This is a genomic window from Tenacibaculum sp. AHE14PA (assembly GCF_019278465.1).
Lineage (GTDB): Bacteria > Bacteroidota > Bacteroidia > Flavobacteriales > Flavobacteriaceae > Polaribacter > Polaribacter bernardetii.
On the sequence record NZ_CP058983.1, the window covers coordinates 323,360 to 336,098 of the forward strand.

10 protein-coding genes and 2 tRNA genes are annotated in these 12,739 nt (G+C 28.8%); 7 read left to right on the forward strand and 5 right to left on the reverse strand.

All coding sequences use genetic code 11. The features are described 5' to 3' along the window. Positions 1 to 6: 6 nt before the first annotated feature. Positions 7 to 510, forward strand: coding sequence for a phosphoribosyltransferase domain-containing protein (locus H0I30_RS01490; RefSeq protein WP_218772548.1), 504 nt, complete (start codon positions 7 to 9; stop codon positions 508 to 510). On the opposite strand, the gene H0I30_RS01495 is transcribed toward H0I30_RS01490, so the two are convergent. Continuing rightward, a complete protein-coding gene (locus tag H0I30_RS01495) occupies positions 502 to 1,020 on the reverse strand; it encodes a shikimate kinase (RefSeq protein WP_218772549.1) in 519 nt (172 codons plus the stop codon). The two genes, H0I30_RS01490 and H0I30_RS01495, sit on opposite strands and share 9 nt — an antisense overlap. Positions 1,021 to 1,127: 107 nt before the next feature. Here H0I30_RS01495 and H0I30_RS01500 point away from each other — a divergent pair. From H0I30_RS01500 to H0I30_RS01525, 6 genes are all read left to right on the forward strand, one after another. After that, a tRNA-Lys gene (locus H0I30_RS01500) sits at positions 1,128 to 1,200 on the forward strand. A gap of 38 nt (positions 1,201 to 1,238) precedes the next feature. Beyond that, positions 1,239 to 1,322, forward strand: a tRNA-Leu gene (locus H0I30_RS01505). Positions 1,323 to 1,441: 119 nt separating this feature from the next. Beyond that, the gene (locus H0I30_RS01510; RefSeq protein WP_218772550.1) at positions 1,442 to 2,233 is read left to right on the forward strand and encodes a carboxypeptidase-like regulatory domain-containing protein; all 792 of its coding nucleotides are present in this window, start codon (positions 1,442 to 1,444) and stop codon (positions 2,231 to 2,233) included. Between the two features lie 101 nt (positions 2,234 to 2,334). Then, positions 2,335 to 6,018 carry a phosphoribosylformylglycinamidine synthase gene (gene purL, locus H0I30_RS01515; RefSeq protein ID WP_218772551.1) on the forward strand — a complete coding sequence of 1,228 codons (3,684 nt, stop codon included), beginning with the start codon at positions 2,335 to 2,337 and terminating at the stop codon, positions 6,016 to 6,018. A 183-nt stretch (positions 6,019 to 6,201) separates the two neighbouring features. Further along, positions 6,202 to 6,774, forward strand: coding sequence for a DUF6597 domain-containing transcriptional factor (locus H0I30_RS01520; RefSeq protein ID WP_218772552.1), 573 nt, complete (start codon positions 6,202 to 6,204; stop codon positions 6,772 to 6,774). 13 nt (positions 6,775 to 6,787) lie between these two features. Continuing rightward, positions 6,788 to 7,012, forward strand: coding sequence for a helix-turn-helix domain-containing protein (locus tag H0I30_RS01525; protein ID WP_255554391.1), 225 nt, complete (start codon positions 6,788 to 6,790; stop codon positions 7,010 to 7,012). Between the two features lie 382 nt (positions 7,013 to 7,394). Here the strand turns inward: H0I30_RS01525 and H0I30_RS01530 are convergent, their stop codons facing one another. From H0I30_RS01530 to H0I30_RS01545, 4 genes are all read right to left on the reverse strand, one after another. Next, positions 7,395 to 8,156, reverse strand: a complete 762-nt coding sequence (locus H0I30_RS01530) for a GIN domain-containing protein (RefSeq protein WP_218772553.1) — start codon at positions 8,154 to 8,156, stop codon at positions 7,395 to 7,397. Between the two features lies 1 nt (position 8,157). After that, positions 8,158 to 10,584, reverse strand: coding sequence for an ABC transporter permease (locus H0I30_RS01535; RefSeq protein ID WP_218772554.1), 2,427 nt, complete (start codon positions 10,582 to 10,584; stop codon positions 8,158 to 8,160). Positions 10,585 to 10,600: 16 nt separating this feature from the next. Then, entirely contained in the window at positions 10,601 to 11,302 is a 702-nt protein-coding gene (locus H0I30_RS01540) for an ABC transporter ATP-binding protein (RefSeq protein ID WP_218772555.1), read from the reverse strand. A gap of 85 nt (positions 11,303 to 11,387) precedes the next feature. Then, positions 11,388 to 12,632, reverse strand: coding sequence for an efflux RND transporter periplasmic adaptor subunit (locus H0I30_RS01545; RefSeq protein ID WP_218772556.1), 1,245 nt, complete (start codon positions 12,630 to 12,632; stop codon positions 11,388 to 11,390). Between the last annotated feature and the right edge of the window lie 107 nt (positions 12,633 to 12,739).

The following is a 12,739-nucleotide window of genomic DNA, read 5'->3' on the forward strand; positions in this document are numbered from 1 at the left end:
AATAGCATGACAGTATCTGATAATATTATACTAGATAATTTAGAAGTTGAACAAAAAATTCGTCGTATTGCTTTTCAAATTTATGAAAGCAATAGTAACGAAAAAGAAATTATAATTGCTGGAATCGTTGATAACGGCTATTTATTTGCTGAAAAAATATATACAATTTTATCAGAAATTTCACCTTTAAAAATTCAGTTGTGTAAGGTTTTTATTGATAAGAAAAATCCTATTAAGGCAATAACAACTTCTTTAACTAAAGATGAGTATAAAAACAAGTCTTTGGTTTTGGTTGACGATGTTTTAAACTCAGGCACCACATTAATATATGCTGTAAAACATTTTTTAGAGGTTCCTTTAAAGCGCTTTAAAACAGCTGTGTTGGTAAATAGAAATCATAAAAAATATCCTGTAAAATCAGATTTTAAAGGTATTTCACTCTCTACCTCTATTAAAGAGCATGTAGTGGTAGAATTTAATAAAAACAAAACGCTTGTTTATTTAACGTAATAAAGCATTTAATTCTGTAACAATTATATCTGTTTTTTTATCATCTACAGTTATTTTATAATTTGATTGATTATAAAAATAACTTCTTTCAAATAAGTGTTTTGCTACAAATTCTGCTAACTCATCGTTTTTTAGTCTAGCAACTAAAGGTCTTTTACTTTTCTCAGTTGTTAACCTTGTTGCAATTGTAGTGATACTAGCTTTTAAATAAACCGCAACAGTATTTATAGAGTCTTTTATAACATCCATATTACTTGCATAACAAGGCGTACCACCACCTAATGCTAAAATAATATCATTTTTTAAGGTTAGAATCTCTTTTAAATATAGATGCTCTTGTTTTCTGAAATAGATTTCACCTTTTGTTTCAAAAATTTCTGAAACAGACATTTCCTCCTTTTCTTCTATATAATTGTCTAAATCAATAAAAGAAAAGTTCTTTTTTTCTGCCAATAATCTACCAATTGTAGATTTACCACTCGTCATATACCCTACTAATACTATTTTCATAAACTAATAATTAAGCTGTTACAAATATCCGTAAAAAATATCATAAAAAAGTTTTTTAGATTTAAAGAACAGTTGTATATTTGCAACCGCTTTCGGAAGGAAGCAATGACCTGGTAGCTCAGTTGGTAGAGCATCTCCCTTTTAAGGAGAGGGTCCTGGGTTCGAGCCCCAGCCCGGTCACAAAAAAGTTAAGCATCTGCTTAACTTTTTTAGTTTACGCACGTATGGCGGAATTGGTAGACGCGCAGGCTTGAGGGGCTTGTGTTCGTAAGAACGTGCAAGTTCGACTCTTGTTACGTGCACACATAAAACTATAAATATTTTAAAAAATATTTATAGTTTTTATTTTTAGCTGATGTTTGTGATGTTCATTTCACAATTTATTAACTAGTTTAAGTTCAATTATTCTTATTTTTACCACATGCAAAAAAAATACTTATCTCTTATAGTACTAATACTTATATCAAGTATTGGTTACTCACAAAGTCAAAAACTAAAAGGTCAGGTTATTGACGCTGATACTCAAAAACCATTAAGTGCAGCACATATTTTAAATTTAAACACCGTTACTGGTACAATTACAAACGAAAAAGGAATTTTCGAATTAACATCAAAAGCAAACGACACTGTTTTAGTTTCGTTTATTGGGTTTTCTTCTATAAAATTAAAAGTAACAAATGACCTTTTAAAAGGTAACGAAGTCATTATTTCATTAAGAGAGAAACCTGAAGAAGTTAAAGAGGTTGTAATTAAATCGACAGAACTTATAGGGGTTTTAGAAGTGGATGTTAAACAGGTTCCTAAAGATCGTTTTTCTAGAATTCACATAAATGGATTGCCACAAACTTATGAAATAGGAAAACCACAAAAAATATCATCTCCGATAGCTAAATTGTTAAATCCTGTTGATTTGGTTTATAACCTCTTCGGAAAAAAACCAAAGCAACTTAAAAAGCTTAAAAAGTTAAAAAAAGAAGACGATTTACGTAAAATGCTTGCTGGTAAGTTTGATAGAGAAGTAATGATGGAATATCTAGAAATGGATAGACAAGAATTAAATAAATTACTTACAGATTGTGATTATTCAGAATATTTTATAAAAAAAGCAAGTGATCTTCAAATGATTGAAGCTGTGTTAAACTGCTATGAAAACTACAAAACACAAAAGAAAGGTAAAATAGAAATAGATAGAATACCTGAAAACAGGAATTAATAAAAAAAAAGCAGCAAGAAATTGCTGCTTTTTTTATGCTTTTATTTCAATCAAAATAAGTAAATTTACAGCTTAACAACACACACAAATACGACAACACAATGATTCATTTCTTTGGAAACGTTAGCAGCAAAATATTTGCTGTTCAAACAACAAAAGAATTATCTACAGAAACTATTTCAAAACTTACCTGGTTATTTGGCAACCAATCTAAAATAAATACGACGTCTCTCGACGTCTTTTTTGTTGGTCCACGTGCCGCTATGATTACACCTTGGAGCACCAATGCTGTAGAAATAACACAAAACATGGGTATTTCTGATATCATCAGAATAGAAGAATTTGAAGTGGTTTTAGAAGATTTTTCTGATTTCGACCCAATGATTTCTCAAAAATATAACGGTTTAAATCAAGATATTTTTACGATTGATATTCAACCAGAACCTATTTTAAATATTGAAGACATTGCTACTTATAATAAACAAGAAGGCTTAGCTTTAAGCACTGAAGAGGTTGAATATTTAGAAAGTGTTGCTACTAAAATAGGAAGAAAATTAACCGATTCTGAAGTTTTTGGATTCTCTCAAGTAAATTCAGAACACTGTCGTCATAAAATATTTAACGGAACTTTTGTTATAGATGGTGAAGAAATGCCTACTTCCCTATTCAAATTAATAAAAGAAACATCAAAAAAATTTCCTAACGATATTGTTTCGGCATATAAAGATAATGTTGCTTTTGTAAAAGGTCCTAAAGTTGAGCAATTTGCACCAAAAACAGCAGACAAACCAGATTTTTACGAAACAAAAGAATTTGATTCTGTAATTTCAATAAAAGCAGAAACACACAATTTTCCTACAACGGTTGAGCCTTTTAATGGCGCTGCAACAGGTTCTGGAGGAGAAATTAGAGATAGATTGGCAGGAGGAAAAGGTTCTTTACCTTTAGCTGGTACTGCAGTTTATATGACTTCTTACTCTAGATTAGAAGAAAATAGATATTGGGAAAATAAATTTGAAGCTAGAGATTGGTTGTACCAAACTCCGATGGATATTTTAATAAAAGCTTCTAATGGAGCATCTGATTTTGGAAATAAATTCGGACAACCATTAATTACGGGTTCTGTTTTAACTTTCGAGCATGAAGAAAATGCTGCTTCTAGCGATGCTAAACCTAGAAAACTAGGTTTTGATAAAGTGATTATGCAAGCTGGTGGAATTGGTTATGGAAAAGCTGAGCAAGCATTAAAAGACACACCAAATGAAGGTGATCAAATAGTTATTCTTGGTGGTGAAAATTATCGAATTGGTATGGGAGGCGCTGCAGTTTCATCTGCAGATACAGGAGAGTTTGCTAGTGGAATCGAATTAAACGCAGTACAGCGTTCTAATCCAGAAATGCAAAAACGTGCAGCAAATGCTGTTCGAGGAATGGTAGAAAGTGAAGAGAATTTTATTGTTTCTATTCATGATCATGGTGCTGGTGGACATTTAAATTGTTTATCAGAATTAGTAGAAGATACTGGTGGTAAAATCAATCTAGATAAATTACCTGTTGGAGATCCTACTTTATCAGCAAAAGAAATTATCGGAAACGAATCTCAAGAACGTATGGGATTAGTAATTGCCGAAAAACATATAGATACTTTACAGAAAATTGCAGAACGTGAGCGTTCTCCAATATATACTGTTGGAGAAGTTACAGGAAACGATCGTTTTACTTTTGAATCTGAAACTACTGGCGAAAAACCAATGGATTTAGCTTTAGAAGATATGTTTGGTTCTTCTCCAAAAACAATTCTAACCGATAAAACAATTGTAAGAAATTACAAGAATTCAAGATATAAAACTAAAAACTTACAAATCTATTTAGAACAAGTTTTACAACTTGAGGCTGTAGCTTGTAAAGATTGGTTAACCAACAAAGTAGATCGTTGTGTTGGTGGTAAAGTTGCCAAACAACAATGTGTTGGTCCGTTGCAAATTCCGTTAAATAATGTAGGTGTTATGGCCCTAGATTATAAAGGGAAAGAAGGCGTTGCTACTTCTATTGGCCACTCGCCTATTTCGGGATTAATTCACCCAGAAGCAGGAAGTAGAAATTCTATTACCGAATCTTTAACCAACCTTATTTGGGCACCTTTAAAAAATAATTTAGCTTCGGTTTCTTTATCTGCAAATTGGATGTGGCCTTGTAAAAATGAAGGTGAAGATGCACGTTTATATAAAGCGGTTAAAGCAATTTCAGAGTTTTCTATTGATTTAGGAATCAATGTTCCGACAGGAAAAGATTCTTTATCAATGAAACAGAAGTATAAAGACGGAGAAGTAATTTCTCCCGGAACTGTTATTATTTCTGCTGCCGGTAACTGTAGTGAAATAACTAAAGTTGTTGAGCCTCTTTTAAAAGTTGATGGCGGAAATGTTTATTATATCAATATTTCTCAAGATGAATTTAAATTAGGAGGAAGTTCTTTTAACCAAGTATTAAATACCATTGGTAATGAAGCTCCGGATGTAAAAAATTCAGCTTTTGTAAAAAATACGTTTAATACGATTCAAAATTTAATTAAAGCTGATAAAATTTCAGCAGGACACGATGTTGCTTCTGGTGGATTGATTACAACTTTATTAGAAATGTGTTTTGCGGATGTTAATTTAGGTGCCGATTTTGATATTTCTGCTTTAAATGAAGAAGATTCTATTAAAGTATTATTCTCTGAAAATAGCGGAATCGTTTTTCAAGCTGATGCTTCAGTAGAACCTATTTTATCAGAAAATAATATTGAGTTTTTTACAATCGGAACAGCTAATGACTCAGGAAAAGTAACTATTAAAAACAACGAAGACAATTTCTCTTTTGATGTTACTGAAATGAGAGATGTTTGGTATAAGACTTCTTATTTATTAGATAAAAGACAAACTGCAAATGGTTTAGCGAAAAACCGTTTTGACAACTACAAAAAGCAACCTTTACAATACACCTTCCCTACTCATTTTACAGGTAAACTACCTGTCACTTCGAGCGAAATTGCGAAACCAAAAGCAGCCATCATCCGTGAAAAAGGATCTAATTCTGAGCGCGAAATGGCAAATGCTATGTATTTAGCTGGTTTTGATGTAAAAGATGTACATATGACCGATTTAATTTCAGGTCGTGAAACCTTAGAAGATATTCAGTTTATTGGAGCCGTTGGTGGTTTTTCTAATTCAGATGTTTTAGGTTCTGCTAAAGGTTGGGCCGGTGCTTTTAAGTACAACGAGAAAGCAAATACTGCTTTAAAGAATTTCTTTAAACGTGAAGATACTTTATCTGTTGGAATTTGTAATGGAGCACAATTATGGATGGAATTAGATTTAATAAATCCAGATCATAAAGTACACGGTAAATTAGTGCATAACGATTCTAAAAAACACGAAAGTTCTTTTACATCTGTTAAAATTCAAGAAAATAATTCGGTAATGCTATCATCTTTAACAGGAACAGAATTAGGTGTTTGGATTTCTCATGGAGAAGGAAAATTTAACTTACCAGAACCTGAAGAAAATTACAATATTGTTGCCAAATACGGTTATGAAGGCTATCCTAACAACCCTAATGGTTCTGATTTTAACACAGCTATGTTATCTGATAAATCAGGAAGACATTTAGTAACAATGCCTCATATTGAACGCTCTACTTTTCAGTGGAACTGGGCTAACTATCCAGAAGACAGAAAAGATGAAGTTTCACCTTGGTTAGAAGCTTTTGTTAATGCGAGGAATTGGATTTTAAATTCTAAATAAACTTGGTGTTTTTTAATATAATTCCCTCTTTTTAATTTTATTAAAAAGAGGGAATTATATTAAATTTAAAGAATTACGATTATTTACAGTTTTCAAAGTAAAATTAAATTTAACTTTGAAAGATTTAGGTATTGATGTTTTAAGTTATGAGAAAATTCTATTATTTTTGAAAAAAAATATAGAATGGTATATGATTTTCATGAAATTAGTGATACTAGAAACCTAATTAATAGTGTTTTTACCATATCAATTTCATCCCTCCCTTTTAATTCTTTAATTGTTCCTACAGGGGCGCCATCTATAACGTATATATTTAGTGAAGAACAACAAACTTTGATTCATAAAGACAAAGAGTTTAAGTTTGATAAATTAATTGTTTCAGGTCAATTTGATTCTTCATATAGTTATCTCGTAAACGTTGAAGGTTATAATATTGGTGTAAACCTACATCCATCTACACTTTATAAAATTTTAGGTAGTGATATTTCTTTATTAAAAAATAAACATCTTCATCTTAAGGATATAAATAAAGAATTAACAGAAAAATTAGATATTATTTTTATTAAAAATAAAAATGATATTCAAACTTTTATAATTGAAATATCTAATTTCATAGAGAGTTTAGATATTTTTATTGATAAAGATGTTGAATTAATAGACACGGCTGTTAATTATATTTTAGAAAAAGAGGGAATGCTTCAAGTTATTGATTTGTTAAAAAAAAATTTCATTATCTCAAAAATCATTAGAAACTAAATTTAAAAAAATTATAGGCTTAACACCTGGTAAATATATGCGCTTAATTCGATTTTTAAAATTAATGCGTAAATATGAAAGTAAAGAAATTGATATTAATGATCTCATATATATGTATAATTACTACGATCATTCACACTTTATAAAAGACTTTAAATTATTCATGTCAGAATCACCTAAGGAGTATTTTAAAAAAGAATATCCTTTAATTAAAGCTTACTCTAAAAAAATTAAATAATATTTTATTTCTAATATAAAAACTGATATATTTTGATAAAACCTAAAGTATATTAACTTTTATTTTAAAAATATCACTAAAAAAAAGTGTTTTATTTAAAAACTTACGATTATTTACAGTTGTTTTTTTCATTATCTATATAAATTCGTAATACATACAAGTTTAATATATTTTGGGGAAAGTATATTAAAAAATTAGGGGCAAAAGGCGAAATAAAATTTCGCCTTTTTTTTATATCAAACAAGTTCTTTGTAACATATGTTACAAAGAACTTGTTTGATAAATTGTATATTGTACTTGTTATTAGTCAAATTTTGAAGGGTTAGATTAATAGTTTTTATGTAAAAGGTAGAAGACACATTTTTTAATGTGTCTTCTTTATTTAATCTGCAGTTATTATTTGCGTATTTCCTATAATAATTCCTTTTTTTAAGTCAGCTTTTCCTCTATATGTTATAATTGATTCACCATAAGAACTTACTTTAATTCTATCAGACACATTAAGCTGATAACTCCCCTCACCATAAGCTGTTAGTTTAATTTCTTTAGATTTTATATTACTTGCTATGATTTTACTAGATCCATAAGCTGTTATTTTCTGTTTATCAATAATACCTTTTTTAATGTTAAGGTAACTTTCTCCGTAAATAGTAATTTTTAAATCATCTACTTTAATCTTATCAACTGTAACTTCTGATTTACCATATATTCTTAAATTACATTTTGATTGACTCAAAGAGTTTTTAAAATTTATTTTTTCTTCTCCTCTTAATGAAAATATTTCAACATCTTCATAGATTATAACTATTTTAACTACTGTGTTTTTATAAATAGGTTTCTTTATCTTATAATTTTTGTACTTAACTTTTTTGTTTTTAGTAACAGTTTTAGCTCCTTTTAAATACACTTGAAGTGTTTTTGAGTTAATTTCATATTGAAATTTCTCTATAGGTACGTTAATATTTTTAATAGTAATACTAGGAACATCACCTTTTATAAAAACAGTTTCTATATGAGGACTAACAATTATTTTATTAAAGTTGTCATTTAACGGTATAAATTTATCTTGTCCAAAAGTTATACTTACTATTAATGAAGTGATTAATAGAAGTAATATTTTAAGTTTATAATTTACAAACATCATATTATTCGAATTTTAAATATTTAATTAAATCAATTTTCGTTGCTTTATAAGCCTTAAAACCTACGACAGAGAACACTAATACAATCAAAATAATTGGCGTTATTATGTATGGTAGTATTGGCATATCTATTCTATAAACAAAATTCTGTAACCAGTTTTGCATAAAGTAATAAGCAATAGGAACTAGTATTACTGAAGAGGTTATTACAATTTTTAAAAAATTTTGTAATAACTGAATCATAATTTCATGTACTGATGCGCCTAATGTTTTACGAATCGCCACTTCTTTTAATCGTTGCTGAATTGTTAAGGTTGCCAAAGCAAATAATCCTAACAAAGAAATTAAAATTACGAATAAAGAAAGTACTAAAAAGAGTGTTTGTTGTTTCTGATATTTTTTATATGTTTTCGCGAATTTCTTATCTAAAAACTCATATGAAAAAGGATACTTTGCATCTATATTTTGTTTCCAATATGTTTCTATTTCGCTAATAGATTCATCAATATTATTAGGTTTAATTTTAAATTGAATTGCAGGAATCCAGCTATGCGTAAACTCTAAACCGTGCCAAGGAACTAAAAACATAGGTGCTATTTTAGAATCAAAACCATCAAAATGATAATCCTTAATCATACCTATTACTTCAAAGGAATTTGATTTATCATCATCTTCAAGCCAACCTAAAGCTAATTTCTCTCCTAAAGGATTGTTATAAATATCTAATGCCTTAGCTGCTGTTTCATTTATTATAATTTTGTTGGTTTTATCTGTCGCTTTCTCATCAGAAAAGTTTCTACCTTTTACCAATTTAATTTTAGCAAAATCTATGTAATTATAATCTACAACGTTTGATGCTGTATTTAAACTTTTGTCGTTTATTTTATGGCTCAATCCCGTACCGTTTACATAGCCTTCTCCAGGAACGAACATACTTGCTGTTACAGCAATAATGTTTTCTTTTTTAGATAAAACTTCTTTTGCCAATTTATATTTTTTATATTTATTAGGCATACTATAAACATCTACAGAAAGTACTTGTTCTTTATCAAAACCTAACTCTTTCTCCATCATATAGTTAATTTGATTACCTACGATTAACATGCTAATAATAAAAAAACCAGAAATTAAAAACTGTAAACCTAGCATCATATTTCTTGCTAAGTTTCCTTTTTTACTTTTAGAAATACTTCCTTTTAAAACTTCAACAGCCTTAAAATTAGAAAGGTATATTGCAGGAATACTACCCACAAAAAGAGATACAAATATTGCTGTAAAAAATAACGTTATTAATGAATTTGAATGTAAAATTGAAATTTCAGTTTCAATAAATTCATTAAAAAATGGTAATGATAACTCTACTATTACCAAAGCAAAAAGGAACGATATAAATCCTTGTAAAACAATTTCTAATATATATTGAAAAAGCAAATGCTTTTTAGATAAACCAAGTGTTTTCTTTACTCCTACTTCTTTAGCTCTTTGACTAGCTGTAGCTACAGATAAATTGATGAAATTTACACAAGAAATAACAATTAAAAGAATAGATAAACCTAATAAAACCATCAATAGTTGATAATTCCCTGTTCCACTTGGTCCTGCTCTTTTTGCGGTATTATGCAAATATAACGTATCTAATTTGTCTAAAAGCACTGTTGGAATTCCGTATTTTTTATCAAACTCTGGTATTGTCATTCCATGACTTTCAACCTCAGGCCTATAGGCTTTTTCAATAATAACTTGATTCATTTTTTTTTGTAAATCTTCTAAATCTGTTCCTTTAGTAATTCTACAAAAAACTTCATTATTATGATTTCCCCAATTAACTTCAAACGCTTCATCAAACTGAATTAAAACTTCCGGTTCGTGATGTGAATTCTTTGGAATTACATATACACAACTTACAACATAATTTTCTCCATCAATTTTTACCGTATTACCTACCGCTTTATCTCCTTTAAAAATTCTTTCCGCATATGCTTTTGATAATGCTATATTCTTTCTTGTTTCAGTAAATTTCTGAGAAGATCCTGCAATAATTTCAAAAGGGAAAAAGTCAAAAAACTGAGGTTCTGTAAATATTGTTTTATCATTAAATTCAAACCCATCTTTGTACTGAATCACTTTACTTCTGTAAAATGGTTTTACCATTACAGATGCTGTTACTTCTGGTAATTCTTTTGGAAATGTTAAATACATTCCTGCATTTACAGTATACCAAACTTCATCATTTTTAGCTTGTTTTAAATTTACTCTGTAAACATCATCCTTATTAGGATTCCACTGATTATAACTTTTCTCTTCGTTTAAGTACAATAAAACAGTTAATAAACCAGCCAACCCTAATGTTAAACCACTAATATTAATAATTGTGTTTAACCAATTCTTTTTACTATTCCTAAAGAATATTTTTAACCATATTTGATACATAAATTTTCTTTTTTTATTAGTTTATTAAAACATCTACTTTATGCTCATTCTTTTTCACAGAAACTACCTCTCCATCTTTTAACGTAATTACTCTAGATGAAAATTGTGCATCGTAAGATGAGTGTGTAACCATAACAATTGTAGCTCCCGAAGCATGTAGTTCTGTTAATAATTCCATCACATCATTACCACTTTTACTATCCAAATTACCCGTTGGTTCATCGGCTAAAATTAATTTAGGATTCGTAACTAATGCTCTAGATACTGCTACTCTTTGCTGCTGACCTCCAGACAATTGTAATGGAAAGTGTTTTGCTCTATGTGCAATACCAATTCGTTCTAAAATTTCTGTAACTCTAATTTTTCTTTCGGATGCTTTTACCTTATTATAAATTAAAGGAAGTTCTACATTTTCGTATACCGTTAACTCATCAATTAGATTAAAATTCTGAAAAACAAAACCAATATTAGCTTTACGCAAGCTTGATCTTTCTTTTTCATTAAAGTTAGCCACTTCTGTTTCATCAAATAAATAACTTCCTTCGTTTGGCGCATCTAACAAACCAATAATGTTTAATAAAGTTGATTTACCACAACCCGATGCTCCCATAATTGAAACAAATTCCCCTTTTTTCACTTCTAAACTCAACTTATTTAAAGCTGTTGTTTCTACTTCTTCTGTTCTATAAACCTTTACTAAATCTGTTATTTTTATCATTTTAATATGTTTTTAAATTTTTATTTAATAGTTCTCGACTGCACTCGAACTGACATTAACTTTATTGCTTTACAACTTTTAAACCCTAAAGTATGTTTACCTCTTCCATCTTTTTAAAATCATCATAACTAGAAGTAATTACTTTATCCCCTGCCTTTAAACCTTCTATAACTTCATAATAAAAAGGATTTTCTCTACCAATCTTAATGTTTCTTTTTACTGCTTTATTATCAGAATCTAAAACAAAAATCCATTTACCATTTGTACTTTGATAAAACAATCCTTTAGGTATTAATAAAGCTTTTGTTCTGCCCGATAAAAACACTTTACTTTTTAAAGACATACCTCTTTTTATATTGTTTGATAAAGTATCCTTCTCAAATAATAATTCTACTTTAAATTGTCCATTTTTTACTTCTGGGTAAATTTTTGATAGCTCTATTTGATAGTTTTCAGCATTTACAGAAACACTTCCTTTAATTCCTCTTTTAAGTTTAGAAATATAGTATTCATCAACATTTGCTACTAATTTATAACCGTTTAAAACATCCATCTTTCCGATTGCTTGTCCTTGATTGTAGTTTTCGCCTAATATTGGATTAAAAGAAGATAACAAACCATCTACCGGCGCTTTTACAGTAAAATTCTCCTTGTTTTTACGTAATAATTCTAAGCTTTTCTCCATATTATCTAACGATGAATTTATACTTATTAATTGTAAATCTCTGCTTCTTTTTTCTTCTGAAACGCTTTTCTTAATTACGCCATTCCTATCTTTTTGATACGAGTGTTCTTGAGCAGATTTTTCATAATCATTTTTTGCTACAACGCCTTTCTCGAATAATTTTTTATCTAAATCGTATTGACGTTTTGCATTTCTAAAATCATTATTAATACTCAATAATTGTTGATCTAAACTTAATTGTTGATTTTTAATACTTACTCGTAAATTTCTTAAATTATTAATCTGCTCGATCATTGCTGTTTCTTGCGTTAAATAATTTAATTCAGCATTCGGATTGTAGACTTTTAATAAAGGCGTTCCTTTTTTAATCATTTGTCCGCTTTCTACAAAAATTTCAGAAACAGAACCACCCTGAATAACATTCACTAAAACAGAAGTTTTTGGTTTAACCGTACTATTAAATAAAATAACATCTTCAAAATCTCCTCGAGTAACTTCTCTAATACTTAAACTATCTTTTTTAATGTTAACTTGTTTTTTACGTGTTAAATTCATTAAAATAACACTCATTAATAAGACGATTGGAATTCCCCATATTAGCATCTTTTTAGTTGTTTTGTTTTTAGTTTGTATCTGCTTATCCATTATAATTTGTCTTCGTTTGGCATAGTTAATTCCATAAATATGCCATTAGAGAACATACAAATAAAACACTCATTGCTAGGTATTTATGTTTTTTATTGATTTTACAG

Excerpts from the sequence above, each read along its gene's own strand:
- H0I30_RS01490 (WP_218772548.1), top strand. The coding sequence starts at position 7 with ATGACAGTATCTGATAATATTATACTAGATAATTTAGAAGTTGAACAA.
- H0I30_RS01495 (WP_218772549.1), bottom strand. The coding sequence starts at position 1,020 with ATGAAAATAGTATTAGTAGGGTATATGACGAGTGGTAAATCTACAATT.
- H0I30_RS01510 (WP_218772550.1), top strand. The coding sequence starts at position 1,442 with ATGCAAAAAAAATACTTATCTCTTATAGTACTAATACTTATATCAAGT.
- purL (WP_218772551.1), top strand. The coding sequence starts at position 2,335 with ATGATTCATTTCTTTGGAAACGTTAGCAGCAAAATATTTGCTGTTCAA.
- H0I30_RS01520 (WP_218772552.1), top strand. The coding sequence starts at position 6,202 with ATGGTATATGATTTTCATGAAATTAGTGATACTAGAAACCTAATTAAT.
- H0I30_RS01530 (WP_218772553.1), bottom strand. The coding sequence starts at position 8,156 with ATGATGTTTGTAAATTATAAACTTAAAATATTACTTCTATTAATCACT.
- H0I30_RS01535 (WP_218772554.1), bottom strand. The coding sequence starts at position 10,584 with ATGTATCAAATATGGTTAAAAATATTCTTTAGGAATAGTAAAAAGAAT.
- H0I30_RS01540 (WP_218772555.1), bottom strand. The coding sequence starts at position 11,302 with ATGATAAAAATAACAGATTTAGTAAAGGTTTATAGAACAGAAGAAGTA.
- H0I30_RS01545 (WP_218772556.1), bottom strand. The coding sequence starts at position 12,632 with ATGGATAAGCAGATACAAACTAAAAACAAAACAACTAAAAAGATGCTA.